General features: G+C 73.9%; 14 protein-coding genes. 11 read left to right on the top strand and 3 right to left on the bottom strand.

Translation table 11 applies throughout. The features are described from left to right. The first annotated feature begins 134 nt into the window (after window positions 1–134). Together ACIQVL_RS08775 and ACIQVL_RS08770 are read left to right on the top strand one after the other, a co-directional pair. Entirely contained in the window at window positions 135–1,754 is a 1,620-nt protein-coding gene (locus ACIQVL_RS08775; protein WP_403474860.1) for an ABC-F family ATP-binding cassette domain-containing protein, read from the top strand. A 108-nt stretch (window positions 1,755–1,862) separates the two neighbouring features. Further along, entirely contained in the window at window positions 1,863–2,117 is a 255-nt protein-coding gene (locus tag ACIQVL_RS08770) for a DUF6158 family protein (RefSeq protein ID WP_403437723.1), read from the top strand. A gap of 37 nt (window positions 2,118–2,154) precedes the next feature. Here the strand turns inward: ACIQVL_RS08770 and ACIQVL_RS08765 are convergent, their stop codons facing one another. Then, window positions 2,155–2,688, bottom strand: coding sequence for a type 1 glutamine amidotransferase domain-containing protein (locus ACIQVL_RS08765; protein WP_403438003.1), 534 nt, complete (start codon window positions 2,686–2,688; stop codon window positions 2,155–2,157). 373 nt (window positions 2,689–3,061) lie between these two features. Here ACIQVL_RS08765 and ACIQVL_RS08760 point away from each other — a divergent pair, with 373 nt between their 5' ends. The 3 genes from ACIQVL_RS08760 to ACIQVL_RS08750 all read left to right on the top strand — a co-directional run bounded on the left by ACIQVL_RS08760 (window position 3,062) and on the right by ACIQVL_RS08750 (window position 6,646). Next, window positions 3,062–4,147: a hypothetical protein gene (locus ACIQVL_RS08760; RefSeq protein ID WP_403474859.1), complete on the top strand. Its 1,086-nt coding sequence runs from the start codon at window positions 3,062–3,064 to the stop codon at window positions 4,145–4,147. A 94-nt stretch (window positions 4,148–4,241) separates the two neighbouring features. After that, window positions 4,242–5,546 (top strand): aminotransferase class I/II-fold pyridoxal phosphate-dependent enzyme, encoded by a 1,305-nt coding sequence (locus ACIQVL_RS08755; RefSeq protein WP_403474858.1) that lies wholly within the window; start codon window positions 4,242–4,244, stop codon window positions 5,544–5,546. Then, window positions 5,543–6,646: an MBL fold metallo-hydrolase gene (locus ACIQVL_RS08750; protein WP_403474857.1), complete on the top strand. Its 1,104-nt coding sequence runs from the start codon at window positions 5,543–5,545 to the stop codon at window positions 6,644–6,646. Before ACIQVL_RS08755 ends, ACIQVL_RS08750 begins: the two co-directional genes overlap by 4 nt. Window positions 6,647–6,719: 73 nt before the next feature. On the opposite strand, the gene ACIQVL_RS08745 is transcribed toward ACIQVL_RS08750, so the two are convergent. Both ACIQVL_RS08745 and ACIQVL_RS08740 read right to left on the bottom strand, forming a co-directional pair. Next, a complete protein-coding gene (locus ACIQVL_RS08745) occupies window positions 6,720–7,346 on the bottom strand; it encodes a DedA family protein (RefSeq protein ID WP_403475211.1) in 627 nt (208 codons plus the stop codon). 14 nt (window positions 7,347–7,360) lie between these two features. Then, window positions 7,361–8,134 (bottom strand): MBL fold metallo-hydrolase, encoded by a 774-nt coding sequence (locus ACIQVL_RS08740; RefSeq protein WP_403474856.1) that lies wholly within the window; start codon window positions 8,132–8,134, stop codon window positions 7,361–7,363. Window positions 8,135–8,218: 84 nt separating this feature from the next. Between ACIQVL_RS08740 and ACIQVL_RS08735 the strand changes: the two genes are divergently transcribed. The 6 genes from ACIQVL_RS08735 (at window position 8,219) to dnaK (ending at window position 16,560) form a co-directional block, all read left to right on the top strand. After that, complete coding sequence (locus tag ACIQVL_RS08735; RefSeq protein ID WP_403437733.1) at window positions 8,219–8,650, top strand: hypothetical protein; 432 nt, start codon at window positions 8,219–8,221, stop codon at window positions 8,648–8,650. A 346-nt stretch (window positions 8,651–8,996) separates the two neighbouring features. Next, complete coding sequence (locus tag ACIQVL_RS08730) at window positions 8,997–11,042, top strand: alkaline phosphatase family protein (protein WP_403475210.1); 2,046 nt, start codon at window positions 8,997–8,999, stop codon at window positions 11,040–11,042. 179 nt (window positions 11,043–11,221) lie between these two features. After that, window positions 11,222–12,283, top strand: coding sequence for an ATP-binding protein (locus ACIQVL_RS08725; RefSeq protein WP_403474855.1), 1,062 nt, complete (start codon window positions 11,222–11,224; stop codon window positions 12,281–12,283). Further along, window positions 12,280–14,079, top strand: coding sequence for a hypothetical protein (locus ACIQVL_RS08720; RefSeq protein ID WP_403474854.1), 1,800 nt, complete (start codon window positions 12,280–12,282; stop codon window positions 14,077–14,079). Before ACIQVL_RS08725 ends, ACIQVL_RS08720 begins: the two co-directional genes overlap by 4 nt. Window positions 14,080–14,146: 67 nt before the next feature. Further along, window positions 14,147–14,572, top strand: a complete 426-nt coding sequence (locus ACIQVL_RS08715) for an OsmC family protein (RefSeq protein ID WP_403381393.1) — start codon at window positions 14,147–14,149, stop codon at window positions 14,570–14,572. 140 nt (window positions 14,573–14,712) lie between these two features. Next, entirely contained in the window at window positions 14,713–16,560 is a 1,848-nt protein-coding gene (gene dnaK / locus ACIQVL_RS08710; protein ID WP_403474853.1) for a molecular chaperone DnaK, read from the top strand.

The following is a 16,560-nucleotide window of genomic DNA, read 5'->3' as shown; positions in this document are numbered from 1 at the left end:
CAGGGGCGCCCAGTGGACGCCCCTGACAGGGGCGCGGGGAACTGCGCGACCAGCCCCCACCGGGCCCGCACCCGAGGACGGCGGCCTGATAACGGTTTGCCCCATCCCGGGCCCGCCCCGCAGAATCCCTGACCATGGGACATCTGGAAGCCGCACACCTCGAGTACTACCTCCCCGACGGGAGGGCCCTGCTCGGCGATGTCTCCTTCCGGGTCGGTGAGGGCGCCGCCGTCGCCCTCGTCGGGCCCAACGGCGCCGGCAAGACCACCCTGCTGCGGCTGATCTCCGGCGAGCTGAAGCCGCACGGCGGCACCGTGACCGTCAGCGGCGGCCTCGGCGTGATGCGCCAGTTCGTGGGCTCCGTACGGGACGAGACGACCGTGCGTGATCTCCTCGTCTCCGTCGCGCCGCCCGGCATCCGCACGGCCGCGCAGGCCGTCGACAAGGCCGAGCACGCCCTCATGACCGTCGACGACGAGGCGGCCCAGCTGAGGTACGCGCAGGCCCTCGCCGACTGGGCCGAGGTGCGCGGCTACGAGCACGAGACGCTCTGGGACATGTGCACCACGGCTGCCCTCGGGGTGCCGTACGAGAAGGCCCAGTGGCGGCAGGTGCGCACCCTCTCCGGCGGCGAGCAGAAGCGGCTGGTGCTGGAGGCCCTGTTCCGGGGCACCGACGAGGTGCTGCTGCTCGACGAGCCGGACAACTACCTCGACGTGCCCGGCAAGCGCTGGCTGGAACAGCAGCTCAAGGAGACCCGCAAGACGGTCCTGTTCGTCTCCCACGACCGCGAACTCCTCGCCCGCGCCGCCGAGAAGATCGTCTCCGTGGAGCCCTCGCCGACCGGCGCCGACGCCTGGGTGCACGGCGGCGGCTTCGCCACCTACCACGAGGCCCGCCGCGAACGCTTCGCCCGCTTCGAGGAGCTGCGCCGACGCTGGGACGAGAAGCACGCCCAGCTGAAGAAGCTGGTGCTGAGCCTGCGTCAGGCCGCATCCATCTCGCACGAGTTGGCGTCCCGGTACGCGGCCGCCCAGACCCGGCTGCGCAAGTTCGAGGAGGCCGGGCCGCCGCCCGAGCCGCCGCGCGAGCAGGACATCAGGATGCGCATCAAGGGCGGCCGTACCGGCGTACGGGCCGTGACCTGCGCACAGCTCGAACTCACCGGCCTGATGAAACCCTTCGACCTGGAGGTCTTCTACGGCGAACGGGTCGCCGTCCTCGGCTCCAACGGATCCGGCAAGTCGCACTTCCTGCGGCTGCTGGCCGGCGAGGAGGTGGCACACGAGGGGCTGTGGAAGCTGGGCGCGCGCGTGGTGCCCGGACACTTCGCGCAGACCCACGCCCACCCCGAGCTGGAGGGCCGGAACCTGCTGGACATCCTGTGGACGGAGCACTCCCAGGACCGCGGCGCGGCGATGTCCCGGCTGCGCCGCTACGAACTCACCCAGCAGTCCGAACAGAACTTCGAACGACTGTCGGGCGGCCAGCAGGCCCGGTTCCAGATCCTGTTGCTGGAGCTGCAGGGCGTGACGGCACTGCTCCTGGACGAGCCGACCGACAACCTGGACCTGGAGTCGGCCGAAGCCCTCCAGGAAGGCCTGGAGGCCTTCGACGGCACCGTGCTCGCCGTCACCCACGACCGCTGGTTCGCCCGCTCCTTCGACCGCTACCTGGTCTTCGGCAGCGACGGCCGGGTCCGCGAGACCGCGGAGCCGGTGTGGGACGAGCGCCGGGTGGAGCGGGTGCGGTAGGGCCGCGCGGCGGGCCGCCGTCCCAGGGAGGCCCGCCGGGCCGGATGTTCGTACAGTGGAGGCAGGAATCCGGACCGCCGGGACCCACACGACGAGCGGGGTACCACCATGACCGGAGTCGACCCCAGCCGGCTGGACGACCAGCAGCTCATGAAGGAGCTGGAGACCATCCACCGGACGCGCCACGACACCCTGCTGTACGGCTCGAACGACGCGCTGCGCGCCCACAACGAGCGCATGGCCCAGCTGGAGGGCGAGTACCTGCGGCGCAACCCGCGCCGTGTCGTCGCCGCCGGCCGGACCCGGGAGGGTGCCCGGGAGCGGAACTGCGCCGAGACGGCGACGCCGGGCGCCGCCGGCTGAGGCCACGGCCCCCTGGTTACGGCCGCCCGGTCGTTGATCACTCGGCGAGCACGTCGAGGAAGGCCTCGCAGAACGCCTTGAGATCGTCCGGGTTACGGCTCGTGACCAGCTTGTTCGGGCCGCTGTCGCAGACCTTGACCTGCTCGTCGACCCAGGTCCCGCCCGCGTTGCGGATGTCGGTCCGCAGACTCGGCCAGGAAGTCAGCGTCCGGCCGCGCAGCACGTCCGCCTCGACCAGCGTCCACGGTGCGTGGCAGATCGCCGCGACCGGGCGGCCGCCGTCGAAGAAGCCCTTCACGAACGCCACGGCCCCGTCGTCCGTCCGCAGGATGTCCGGGTTCGCCACCCCGCCGGGCAGCACGAGCGCCCCGAACGAGTCCGCCGACGCCTCGCCGACCACCTCGTCCACCGGAAACGTCTCCGCCTTGTCCAGGTGGTCGAAGGCCTGGATCCGCCCCGGCTCCGTCGACACCAGCACCGGTTCGTGCCCGGCGTCGGAGACCGCCTTCCACGGCTCGGTCAGCTCCACCTGCTCGACGCCCTCGGGCGCGGACAGAAAAGCGACACGCATCATGCTCACTCCCTCCGGGGCACGCCGACGGGCGGGCGGCCCGAGGGCGTGCGCCTTCGTCCGTTCTCCGGGCCCGGCTCACTCCCTGCCGCTCACCGGTTCCCGGCACCGGCGCAGCGCGGTACACCTCGCTGCACGTTCTCCCTCCAGGTACGTCAGGGGGTGCGGACCGCGTACCCGGGGACAGGTGGCCGACACGGGGATTCCCCCGGCCGTTCCCGACCCGCCGGGACGGGGCCGTGACGTCACCCGAAAGGGGGCGAGTGTCCCGCGAATGGGTCCGGCCGCGCGCGGCCCGGCGTGGGCCGGGCTGTGATGGCTGCGGGGGTACGGACCCCGTGCCTCCGAGCCGTCCGTGCAAGGAGCTCGTCCCATGCGCCGCACCGTTCGCACCCTGTCCGTCGCCGTCCTGGCGGGTGCCGCGTTCGGCGCCACCGGCACGGCCGTCGCGGCTGCCGGCCCCGCCGCGGGGACCAGCCCCGGCAGCGCCCGGCCCGGCGCCGTGGCCACCGTCTCCGTGACCTGCGCGACGGGCGCCGGCGGCCGCGGCGGCGGGCAGGCACCCGCACCGGTCCGCTCGGGCGACCGGCCGGCGACCTACACGGAGGGGGACGCGGCCGCGGGTGACGTGGCCCGGGACGCGGCGGGCGCCGGGCAGGACGGCACCCGGACCGTCGACGGGACCTGCCCGGCGGCGGGCGGACAGCAGGGACGGACCTGGAACGCGCCGCAGGCCGTCACGCCGGACGGCGGCGGTGCGGCTTCCCCCGAGGCCGGCGGCACGTTCCTCCAGGGCGGCGGCGCCCCGCCGGAGGCCGGCGGCGGGGCCCTGCCGGAGGTCGGGGGCGCGGCCGTGCCGGAGGTCGGGGGCGCGGCCGTGCCGGAGGTCGGGGGCGCGGCCGTGCCCGGGATCGACGACGGCTCGGTGCCCCCGGTGGACGGCGGGACGGTCCCCGGCGGGGACGGCGGTACGGCCCCGCGCGGGGGCGACGGCATGTCGGCCCGCGGCGACGAGGGCGGCGGGGTCCGTGGGGACGCCGGTACGGACGCTCCCGGTGATCGTGGTGACGACGGCACGGCCCTGGGCGGTGACCGTGGTGACGGCGACGCGGCCGCCCGCGGTGACGTCGGTGCCGCGGACCCCCGTGGCGAGGACGGTGCCGTCCCGCACGGGAACGGCGAGCGGCCCTGTTCCGGAGGGCAGCAGCCGTGCGGCGGCGGGGGCGGGGACGTCGGCGGGCAGGAGTGCGGCGCGGCCCGGGACGGCGACGGCTCGTGCCCCGCGACGGGGGTGCAGCACGGGGTGGCGGCCGGGGACGGGGGCGCCTACAGCACGTCCGTACCGGCGCTGGTGGCGGGCGGGATGCTGATCGCGGCGGCCTGCTGCGGCGCCGCGTACCGGCTGTGGGGCGGGCGGGCGTACCGGCTGTGGGCCGGGAGGTCCGGCGCGGACGGGTGACCGGGCACACCGCCGGGTATCCCGGCGCGACCGCTCCGGCGAACACGGCCCGGACCGGACAGCACACGGCACCACGGACTGCGCGGAGGCGGACATGCGGCGGACGGATCCCGGGGCCCACGGACCGGCGGACGGCAGCGCCACGGAGCAGCGCGGACCGGCGTCACCCGAAGGCCACGGACCCGTCCGCTACGGCCCGCCCCTGCCCGACGACGGCCTGCCCGTCCTGCCCGAACTCGCAGCCGTCCTCGCGGCCGCCGCGAACCTGGGCGCGGAGGAACCCGTCGGCGGCGGACCGGCGCTGCTGGACGCGGCCCGCGGCTACTGGGAACGCCGCGGGCTGTCCGCCCCGCCCGGCCGGGTGACCGCAGGACCCGGCGCCCCCGCCCTGCTCCTCGCGCTCACCGCCGCGCTCGGCGGCGACGTCCTGGTGCCGCGCCCCTGCGCCGCCTGGTGGGCGCCCTACGCCCGGCTCCTCGGCCGGCCCGTCTTCCACGTGGCCACCCCGGCCGAGTCCGGCGGCGCCCCCGACCCGTACGCGCTGCTGGAGACCGTGCGCCGGGTCCGGGACGAGGGCGGCGACCCCCGGCTGCTCGTGCTCTCCGTCGCCGACGACCCCACCGCCACCGTCGCCCCGCCCGAACTGCTGCACGAGACCGTGGAGGCCGCGGCCGGCGCCGGACTGCACCTGGTCAGCGACGAGACCTGGCGCGACACCCTGCACTCCCCGGACGCCACGGTGCTGCTCAGCCCCGCCGAGATGCTCCCGGACCGGGTCACCGTCGTCGCCGACCTGGCCGGCGCCCTGCTGCCGGCCGGCTGGCCCGCCGCCGTCGCCCGGTTCCCGGAGGGCGCCACCGGTACGGCACTGCACGCGCGCGTGCTCGACATCCTCACGGCGCTGGGCGCCCGCCTGGCCGGACCGGTCGCGGTCGCCACGCGGTACGCGCTCGACGAACCCGTGCCCGTCACCGCGCGCCGGGAGGCCGTCGTACGGCTGCACGCGCGCGTGGCCGCCGCCGCGCACGCCGCGGTCGTCGCCGGCGGAGCCCTGGCCCGGCCCCCGCAGGCCGGCCGTCACCTGTACGCCGACCTGGAACCGCTGCGCGCCGCCCTCGGCGCCCACGGGGTCGGCGACGCACAGGAGTTGGAGGACTTCCTCACCGCCCGCCTCGGCATGCCCGCGCCCGGCGGCCACCGCTTCGGCGACGACCTCGGCGCGCTGCGCGTCCGGTTCGCCACCGGCCCGCTGCTGGGCGGCACCGACGCCGAGCGCCTGGAATGCCTCACGTCACCCGCACCGTTGGAACTGCCACACGTGCAACGCGCGTTGATGTCCTTGGGGTCGGTACTCGACGATCTCCGCGACGACGCTCAGCGATGGGAGCCTCCTCGATGACGCAGCAGACGCATGAGCCGGGGTCCACGACGACGACCGCCACCACGACGCCTGCCCCGGCCACCGGTGAAGCCGATGCCGCCGCCACCCGCACGCAGCCGTTCCCGCCGCTCGCCGACCCCCGCCCGCTGGGCGAACTCCGGGTCTGGCCGCGGACGTTCCACGACCGCCTGACCGCCCCGCTGCCCGGCCTCAAGGCCATGGCCCGGTTCGCCCGCGAGGGTTCCGTCCGCCCCGGCCGGGAGGGCCTCGCCGACGTCGGCCGGCTGCCCTGCGAACCCGGCCCGCTGCCCCGCACCGACCCCGGCACCGTCGCCGTCACCTGGGCAGGACACGCCAGCTGGGTCGTCCGGACAGGCGGCCTGACCGTCCTCACCGACCCGGTCTGGTCCCACCGCATCCTCGGCACCCCCGCCCGCGTCACCCCGGTCGGTGTCCCCTGGGAGACGTTGCCGCGCGTCGACGCGGTCGTCATCAGCCACAACCACTACGACCACCTGGACGCCCCCACCCTGCGCCGCCTGCCGCGCGACACACCGGTGTTCGCGCCGGCCGGGCTCGGCCGCTGGTTCCGGCGCCGCCGCTTCACCACCGTCACCGAGCTGGACTGGTGGGAGGCGGCCGAACTGTCCGGGGTCCGCTTCGACTTCGTCCCCGCCCACCACTGGTCCAAGCGCACCCTCACCGACACCTGCCGCAGCCTCTGGGGCGGCTGGGTCCTCACCGCCCCCGACGGCGGCCGCGTCTACTTCGCCGGCGACACCGGCTACGGCCACTGGTTCTCCCGCATCGGCAGCCGCTACCCCGGCATCGACCTCGCCCTGATGCCCATCGGCGCCTACGACCCCCGCTGGTGGCTCAGCGACGTCCACCTGGACCCGGAGGAGGCGGTACGGGCGACACAGGACCTCGGGGCACGGCGGATGGCCCCCATGCACTGGGGCACCTTCATCCTCTCGGCAGAGCCGGTCCTGGAACCGCTGACGCGGGTGCGGGCGGCCTGGGAGCGGGCGGAGCTGGCCAGGGAGGACCTCTGGGACCTGCCGGTGGGAGGGTCGAGGGTCCTGGAGCGGACCTCAGCCCGAAACGCCCTCGACTAGCGAGCCCTTTCAGGGGCGCCGGGGGAGGAACCGCGCGGGCAACCACGACGCACCCGCGCCCCGCAAGGCAGCGTCACCCGGCAGCCCGAACCCGCCGCCACACACTCGGCGCCACACCGATGACGACAGTCAGCCCCACCGCCGCCACCACCCCTTCCCACGGCTCCGGAAACAGCGACCCACCCAGAATCCCGATCACCTGATACGTCACCGCCCACGCCAGGCACGCCGCCACGTTCCCCCGCGCGAACCGCCGCAACGGCCACTCCGCCAGCAGACACGCCAGCATCACGGGTATCCGGCCGGCCGGCACCAGCCGGGACAGCACCAGCACGGCGACCCCGTGCTCGGCCAGCTTCTCCTGCGCCTGCTCCAGCCGCTCCTCCGGCGCCCGCGCCCGTATCGCCCCCAGCCACCGCGACCCGTTCTTCGACCGCAGCCCCCGCCGCCCGAGCCAGTACAGCGCGGCATCCCCCAGGAAGGCCGCCAGCGACGCCGTCACGAACACCAGCGCCAGCGCGAACGGCGCCGTCTGATGGAACGCCACCACCGCCGCCGAACTCACCAGCGCCCCCGTCGGCACCACCGGCACCAACGCCCCGATCAGCACCAGCAGGAACAGCGTCGGATACCCGATCGCCTGCTGCGCCGACTCGGTCGACGACGAGGTGGCCGCGGTGGAGCCGGCGGCGGCCGCCATCACCACCAGCAGTCTCACCGCGCGACCTCCAGCCGCACGCTCTCCCCGTGACCGAGCCTGTGCACCGCCACCTGCGGCGCGTACTCGGCCGCGAGGCGCACGAACTCGTCGCCGGGCGCGTGGAACTCGTGCGGGCGCACCCCGTCCATGCCGATCGGCCAGTAGGTCCCGTAGTGCACCGGCACCGCGCTGCGCGGTGCCAGCCGCGCCAGCGCCCGTGCCGCCCGCCCGGCGTCCAGGTGGCCCTCCCCGAGGTACGGGCCCCATCCGCCGACCGGCAGCAGGGCCACGTCCACCGGCCCGACCGCCTCGGCCATCTCGTCGAACAGCCCGGTGTCCCCGGCGAAGTACGTCCGCGCCGCACCCTCGACGACGTATCCGAGGGCGGGCGAGCGGTGCGGTCCCACCGGCAGCCGGCGGCCGTCGTGCAGCGCGGGCACGGCCCGTACGACGAGCGGGCCGACGTGTATCTCGTCCCCGACGCCCACCTCGGTGATCCGCAGCTGACGGAGGCGACGGAGCGCGGGGACCGTCCGTGGTGCGCCCCGGGGCACGAGCAGGCGCGTGCCCGGGGCCAGCCCGGCGAGCGAGGGGACGTGCAGATGGTCCGCGTGCAGGTGGGAGACGAGCGCGAGGTCCGCGCGGCGGGCCGCGGGCGGCGGCGGGGCGCCCCGGCGGCGCCGCAGGTGGGCGAGCCGGCGCGCGAACAGAGGATCGGTGAGCAGGCGTATGCCCGAATCCTCGATCGTGCAGGTGGCGTGACCCCACCAGGTGATCTCCACCGGCACCTCTTTGCCTCCTTCGCGCGACTCCCCGAAGCCTACGTGCAGGAGTAGGGTCGGCGGCGAAACCCGGAGGTGAGGGGGGACGCCATGGGACAGGTACGGGGTGCCTCCGGCGGGATCGCGCCGGTGCGGGTGACCGCGATCGCGAGTCTGACACCCCTGGAGGAACTGGAGATCGACCCCTTCCTGGTCGACTCCCGCAGCCAGCACGCGATGTGCGCGCGCTGGGCCGTGGAACACGGCTACGTCATCGCCCGCGAACTCCTGGTCCGCGGCCTGCGCCCCGACCACAGCGCCCTGTGGACCGGCGTCCGGCCCGGCCTGGACCTCTTCGTCGCCCCGAGCAGACGCGTCCTGGAGAGCGCGCTGTCGTCGGTCGAGGACTTCATGGCGGAGTGCGCGCGGCGCGGCGTCCGGGTGGAGACGGTGGGCCGCGCGGAACCCCGCTACGACGCCCGGATGAAGGCCATGGTCCACCGCCGCCTGTCCATGCCGACGGCGGGGTACGACGGCCGGTAGGGCCCGGGGCCGTCGAGCAGCGGAGCTGTGCCCCGCCGGTCGGGCAGGCGTGAGCACGGTGCGGCCGGACACCGCCGTCGTGGCGAGCACCGCCGCGGAGGATCAGGCGAACCGACCCCGCACCGGCTCTTCGAACACATCGGTTGCCCTGCGTCCGCCGCCATGGCGGACAGCTCCCGCGGCGGTGTCCGGCGGTGCCGAACCCACCGTGACCGACCGTTTCCGGCCTGCCCGCATGTGACAGTGTTGGCGCGAGCAGACCCGCGACCGGCGCGGGGCGCGGACGTGAGGTCGGTGGGGCGTGCGGTGGCGGCGGATCGTCAGTCAGGTCGGGCGGAGCGTCACGGTGTGGGCGGTGTCCACCGTCACCATGCTGGTCCTCGCCGGCCTCCTGCCCGACTTCCAGCTCCAGTCCCCCGACGGTGACAGCGCCACCCGCATCGCCATGACCGCCGCCCTCGGCGCCGGCGCCTTCGGTGTGCTCTCGGCCGTCGTCTGGCCCCTCCTCGTACGGCTCCTGCTGCTCGTGCCGGCCCTCGTCCTCGGCCTGCTGGTCTTCTTCCTCAACGGCTCCCTGCTCCTCGTCGCCCTGCGCATCAACCCCTCCGGGCAGAGCGAGGCCGCGCCGGAGACCGCCGTGATCGTGGCCGCCGTGATGTCCGCCGTCGCCTCCGCCACCGGCGGTGCCCTCGCCGTCCGCGACGACGACGCCTACCGCCACCGGCTCTCCCGGCTCGCCATCCGCCGCCGCAGATCCCAGCCGCCCTGCCGGGCCACCCCCGGCACCGTCTTCCTGCAGCTCGACGGCGTCGGCCACGACGTGCTGACCGCCGCCGTCGCCAAGGGCCTGATGCCGACCGTCGCCGGCTGGCTGGGCGCGGGCGGGGCACAGCCCACCCACCGGCTCACCCCCTGGCGCACCGACTGGTCCAGCCAGACCGGCGCCAGCCAGCTCGGCATCCTGCACGGCTCCAACTTCGACGTCCCCGCCTTCCGCTGGTACGAGAAGGACAGCCGCGAGGTGATGGTCTGCAACCGGCCGACCAGCGCCGCCGAACTCCAGCGCCGGGCGGTCGAGCGCACCGCCGACGGGGGACTGCTCTCCCTGGACGGCGCCAGCCGCGGCAACCTCTTCGGCGGCGGCGCCGACGAACAGGCCCTCGTGCTGTCCATAGCCACCCGCCGCCGCGGCCGGGAGAACCGATCCCGCGCCGGTTACTTCGCGTACTTCGCCGACCCGGCCAACGCCGTCCGCACCGCGCTCTCCTTCTTCGCCGAGGTCGGCCGCGAGATCGGCCAGTCCACCGCGGCCCGGCTCCGCAGGCAGCGCCCGCGCGTCAAACGGGGCGGCCTCTACCCCTTCGTCCGCGCCTTCGCGACCGTCGTCGAACGGGACGTCGTCGCCGCCGCGGTCATGGGCGACCTCCTCGTCGGCCGCACCGCCGTCTACGCCGACCTGGTCGCCTACGACGAGGTCGCCCACCACTCGGGACCGCACAGCCGGGACGCCGACAAGGTGCTGCAACGCCTGGACCGCGCCCTCGCCCTGATCGAGAAGGCCGCCGAGCACGCCCCCCGGCAGTACCGGATCGTCGTCCTCTCCGACCACGGCCAGAGCCCCGGCGAGACCTTCCACACCCGCTACGGACTCGGCCTCGGCGACCTGGTCCGGGCCGGCTGCGGACTGCACGTGCCGCGCAGGGCCATGGGGGTCCCCCCACGCGTCAAGCAGTGGGGGAGCACCCACAGCGGCACGGAGGCGCGGGCCGCCGTGCGCGCGGCGCTGCGCAGGCCGGTCGAGGAGCGCGGCGAGAAGCACCGCCCGACCCGGCACTCCGAACCGGTCGTGCTCGCCTCCGGCAACCTCGGCCTGGTCTCCTTCCCGGACGTGCCGCACCGCATGACCAGGGAGGAGCTGGACGCCCGTCACCCCGCGCTGCTCACCACCCTCGCCAACCATCCCGGCATCGGGTTCCTGCTGGTGCGCAGCGAGGAGCACGGCGGGGTGGTGCTCGGCGCGTACGGCGCGGAGATCCCGCTCGACCGGCTGGACGGCCACGCGGGGCCGCTGGCGGGTTTCGGGGCGGGCGCGGCCGACGCCGTACGGCGCACGCACTCCTTTCCGCACACCGCCGACATCATGGTCAACTCCTGGTACGACCCGGAGAGCGGCGAAGTCCTCGCGTTCGAGGAGCAGATCGGGTCGCACGGAGGGCTGGGGGGCGCGCAGGGGCGGCCGTTCCTGCTGTCGCCGGTCTGTGTGTCCGAACCGGTGGCGGAGGGGGAGGAGCTGGTGGGGGCCGAGGCGGTGCACGGGGTGCTGCGGCGGTGGCTGCGGGAGGCGGACGGGCCCCAGGTTCCCTTGTCCGCGGAGGGGGAGAGGGCCGCGTAGTTCGTTGGCCGCGGGTGCGTGGGGGCTGGTCGCGCAGTTCCTCCCCCAGCCTTCGGCCGGGGCCCCAGCGCCCCTGACGGAGCGCGTCCCCGGCGGCAGAAAATCGGCTGCGTACCTTTCGTTCGCGGCTCACACTGTTCGAGTCGTAAGCCTCTCGAACACCCCCAAGGAGCAGCCTCTTGCAGGCAGCCGTGACCGTCACGCCCTCCCGTATCCCCGAACTCCTCCTCGGCCTCGCCACCGTGCGGCCGGTGTTCATCTGGGGCGCCCCCGGCATCGGGAAGTCCTCCCTGGTGCGGGAGTTCGCCGAGTCGCTCGGGCTGGAGTGCGTGAGCCTGCTGGGTACGCAGCTCGCGCCCGAGGACCTGATCGGGGTTCCGCAGATCAGGGACGGGCGGTCGGTGTTCTGTCCCCCCGAGTCGATCGCCCGTGATGAGCCCTACTGCCTCTTCCTCGACGAGCTGAACGCGGCCACCCCCGACGTGCAGAAGGCGTTCTACTCGCTGATCCTCGACCGGCGCATCGGCAACTACGAGCTGCCCAAGGGCTCGATCGTCATCGGCGCCGGGAACAGGTCCACCGACAACGCCCTCGCCCGGCCCATCGCCTCCGCGCTCGTCAACCGGCTGGCCCACGTCCACCTGGAGGCCTCCGTGCACGACTGGCTCGCCTGGGCCGGGGCCAACGGCATCCACCCGTGGGTCCTGGACCACCTCACCGACCGGCCCGACCACCTGTGGTCCAAGCCGCCGAAGACCGAGGAGCCGTTCTCCACCCCGCGCTCCTGGCACATGCTCTCCGACGCCCTGCACTCCTTCGGACGCGACCTGGACGAGGCGACGCTGAAGGTGCTGGCGCACGGCACGCTGACCCCCGCCCACGCCACCGCCTTCTGCGGATACGTCAAGATCGTGCGCAGCCGGTTCGGGATCGAGGCCATCCTGAAGGGCGACGCGGGCTGGCCGCCGCGGACCGAGGACCGCGACCTGCTCTACTACCTCGCCGAGTCGTTCCGTGGGCGGCTGGTCAAGGAACTGCCCGTCGACAAGGAGCACATGTCGGCGAACGGCAGGCAGACCGCCTACCGGGCCAAGTCGCTGCTCGTACAGCTCGCCGAGATCTCCGTCGAGGTCGCCCAGACCGTCATCGCCTCCGACGCCGACGGCAATCCGGTGCTGCCCGCCTGGTTCCTGATCGAGGCCGCCCGGGACATGCCCCGGCTGGTGGAGGCCCGGCGATGAGCCGGGCGCCCGCCGCCCGCAAGAAGCAGGACCCGGCCGCCGAGAACTTCGCGGCCGGCGTCGAACTCCTCCGCGCCAACCCCGCCCTGCGGGCCGTGGAGTTCACGATCTGCCGGCACGAGAAGTGCGAACTCGGGCCCCGGGACGGGCTGGTACGGGCCGACTCCGACGGAGTCCTGCACGCGCACGCCACCCGGCGGGCCGAACCCGCCGAGTGGGCCTGGGCGTTGGCGCACTGCACCATCCATCTCGGCTTCGGCCACCTCCCGGCCGCCACCGGGCCGCGCGATCAGCCCGACCGCTACGACCTCGCCGCCCGCTGCACCGTCGTCAACCGCTTCCTGGAGACCTTCCCGATCGGCGAGGCCCCCGACCACCTGCCCGCCTCCTACCCGGAGGGCGACGAGGAGCGGCTCGCCGCCGGCTGGCGCCGGACCGGCGGCATCCCGGCCGCCTACGAGCGCGGCGGGACGAACGGCGGCGAGCCCGACCAGCTCCTCCTCTCCTGGAGCAAGTGGGCCGGTCAGGTCCCCGACTGGCAGATCGGGTTCGCGCACGCGCTGACCCGCACCATGTCCCGGGCGATGGACCTGGCCGGCGGCCGCCGCACCTCCATGTCGGGGCCGCCGACCCCGCAGCGCCCCTGGGAGCGGGCGCTGAGCTGGTTCGTCTCCTCCTACCCGCTGCTCGGCGGCATCGCGGCCGGCATCACACTGGTCGCCGACGCCGAACTGGCCCGCGCCCACGACATCGCCGTCGCCGCGGTCAACCCCGAGGCCGGCGAGATCTACGTCAACCCGCTGCGGACCATGCACGAGGAGGAGTGGCGGTTCGTCCTCGCCCACGAGATGCTGCACGCCGCCCTGCGCCACGGCGACCGCCTCGGCGCCCGCGACCACTACCTCTTCAACATCGCCTGCGACTACGTCATCAACGGCTGGCTGGTCGAGATGCACGTCGGCACCATGCCCGAAGGGCTGCTGTACGACCCGGAGTTGACGGGGCTGTCGGCCGAGGAGGTGTACGACCGGATCGCCGTCGACCTGCGGAGGATGCGACGCCTGGCCACGCTGCGCGGCAAGGGCCGCGGTGACGTGCTCGGCGCACCGCTCGGGCCGCCCGGCGCCTACGTCGACCTCGACGAGTTCTACCGGCGCGGACTGTGCCAGGGACTCGACCTGCACCAGACCCAGGACCGGGGCCTGCTGCCCGGCGGCCTGGTCGAGGAGATCCGCGCGCTCAGCCATCCGCCGCTGCCCTGGGACGCCCGGCTCGCCCGCTGGTTCGACGAGTACGTGCCGCGCCCGGAGGCGGTACGGTCCTACGCCCGCCCCTCGCGCCGGCAGTCGTCCACCCCGGACATCCCCCGTGCCGGCCGGTACTTCCCGCCCGAGGAGGTCGCCCGGTGCACCTTCGGCGTGGTCCTCGACACCTCCGGCTCCATGGACCGCACCCTGCTCGGCAAGGCCCTCGGCGCGATCGCCTCCTACGCCGAGGCCCGTGACGTACCGGCCGCGCGCGTCGTCTTCTGCGACGCGGCCCCGCACGACGCCGGCTATCTCCCGACCACCGAGATCGCCGGCCGGGTCCGCGTGCACGGCCGCGGCGGCACCGTCCTGCAGCCTGGCGTCGACCTGCTCCAGCGCGCCGACGACTTCCCGCCCGCCGCGCCGGTCCTGGTGATCACCGACGGCTGGTGCGACGTCCTGCGGGTCCGCCGCGAACACGCCTATCTGATCCCGGACGGACGTCGCCTGCCGTTCACTCCCCGTGGGCCGGTCTTCCGGGTGCGGTGAGCCCTGATGTGATCGGATGGGGGCGAGCGAACCGGTTCATTCGCCTTCATCGCCGAAAGGAACAACCGTGGCTACCACGCGCACCGCACACACCGTCTGGGAAGGCAGCCTCACCGAGGGCAACGGTGTCATCACCTTCGACTCCTCCGGTATCGGCGAGCAGCCCGTCACGTGGGCCTCGCGCTCCCAGGAGGCGAACGGCAAGACCAGCCCGGAGGAGCTGATCGCGGCCGCCCACTCCAGCTGCTTCTCCATGGCGCTGTCGCACGCCCTGACCGGTGCCGGCACCCCGCCCACCAAGCTGGTCACCAACGCCGACGTCACCTTCCAGCCGGGTACCGGCATCACCGGCATCCACCTGACCGTCGAGGGCACCGTCCCCGGCCTGGACGCGGACGGCTTCACCGCCGCCGCCGAGGACGCCAAGAAGAACTGCCCGGTCAGCCAGGCCCTGACCGGCACCACCATCACCCTGGACGCGAAGCTCGCCTGATCGCCGTACCTGCTGCGATGCCGCGCCCCTTCCTCCGGGGGGCGCGGCATCGTCGTTCACGGGGTACCCGGCATTGACAACGGCTCGCTCAAGTTTTGTGCTGGAGTCGGGGAAGCGCCCTGGGCGGAGAGGGGACGGACATGGCACGTGCGGTCGGTATCGACCTCGGTACGACGAACTCGGTGGTGGCCCTGCTGGAGGGCGGTGAGCCCACCGTCGTCGCCAACGCCGAGGGGGCGCGCACCACCCCGTCGGTCGTGGCCTTCGCGAAGAACGGCGATGTACTGGTCGGCGAGGTCGCCAAGCGGCAGGCGGTGACCAACGTGGACCGCACCGCGCGCTCGGTCAAGCGGCACATGGGCGACGCGGCCTGGCGGTTCCCGGAGAGCGGGAGTGTCGACGGCACCCGCTTCCGGGCCCAGGAGCTGTCGGCGCGGGTGCTGCAGAAGCTCAAGCGGGACACCGAGGCCTACCTCGGAGAGGACGTCACCGACGCGGTGATCACCGTACCCGCGTACTTCGACGACGCCCAGCGGCAGGCCACCAAGGAGGCCGGGGAGATCGCCGGCCTGAAGGTGCTGCGGATCATCAACGAGCCGACGGCCGCCGCGCTCGCCTACGGCCTCGACCGGGGCGAGGAGCAGACCGTCCTCGTCTTCGACCTCGGGGGCGGCACCTTCGACGTGTCGCTCCTGGAGATCGGCGACGGGGTGATCGAGGTCAAGGCCACCAACGGCGACACGCATCTGGGCGGCGACGACTGGGACCAGCGGGTCGTCGAGCATCTCGTGAAGCGGTTCAAGGGGCAGTACGGCGTCGATCTCGGCAACGACAAGATGGCGGTGCAGCGGCTGCGCGAGGGCGCCGAGAAGGCGAAGATCGAGCTGTCGTCGTCGACGGAGACCTCGGTCAACCTGCCGTACGTCACCGCCTCCGCGGACGGGCCGCTGCACCTGGAGGAGAAGCTGACCCGGGCCCAGTTCCAGGAGCTCACGGCCGACCTGCTGGACCGCTGCAAGAAACCCTTCCACCAGGCCGTCAAGGACGCGGGCGTGCAGGTGTCGGCGATCGACCACGTCATCCTGGTCGGCGGTTCCACCCGGATGCCCGCCGTCACCGACCTGGTCCGCGAACTCACCGGCAAGGACCCGCACAAGGGCGTCAACCCGGACGAGGTGGTCGCGGTCGGCGCGGCCCTCCAGGCGGGCGTCATCCGCGGCGACGTGAAGGACGTGCTGCTGCTCGACGTCACCCCGCTGTCCCTGGGCATCGAGACCAAGGGCGGCATCATGACCAAGCTCATCGAGCGCAACACCACCATCCCGACCCGGCGTTCGGAGATCTTCACGACCGCGGCCGACAACCAGCCCTCGGTGGGCATCCAGGTGTACCAGGGGGAGCGGGAGATCGCCGCGTACAACAAGAAGCTCGGCGTCTTCGACCTCACCGGCCTGCCGCCCGCACCGCGCGGGGTGCCGCAGATCGAGGTGGCCTTCGACATCGACGCGAACGGGATCATGCACGTCTCCGCGAAGGACCTGGCGACCGGCCGCGAGCAGAAGATGACCGTGACCGGCGGCTCCGCGCTCCCCAAGGACGACATCGACCGGATGATGCGGGAGGCCGAGCAGTACGCCGAGGAGGACCGCAGGCGCCGCGAGGCCGCGGAGACGCGGAACCAGGCCGAGCAACTCGTCTACCAGACGGAGAAGTTCCTGCGGGAGAACGAGGAGCGGGTGCCGGTCGGTACCAAGGCCGACGTGGAGGCGGCGATCACCGAGCTGAAGGCGCTGCTGGAGCGGGACGCCGACACCGGGGAGCTGCGGCAGGGGGTGGAGAAACTGGCGAGCGTGAGCCAGCAGATGGGGCAGGCCATGTATGCGGCGGCCTCCGGCGGTTCGGCCGAGGAACAGCGGGCGCCCCAGGCCGAGGAGGAGGGTGTGGTGGACGCCGAGATCGTGGACGACGAGAAGGGTGCGGCCGGGTGA

The organism is Streptomyces sp. NPDC090499 (assembly GCF_044769305.1).
Lineage (GTDB): Bacteria > Actinomycetota > Actinomycetes > Streptomycetales > Streptomycetaceae > Streptomyces.
The sequence above is the reverse complement of the archived record's forward strand: the minus strand, read 5'-3'. Positions and strand labels throughout refer to the sequence as shown.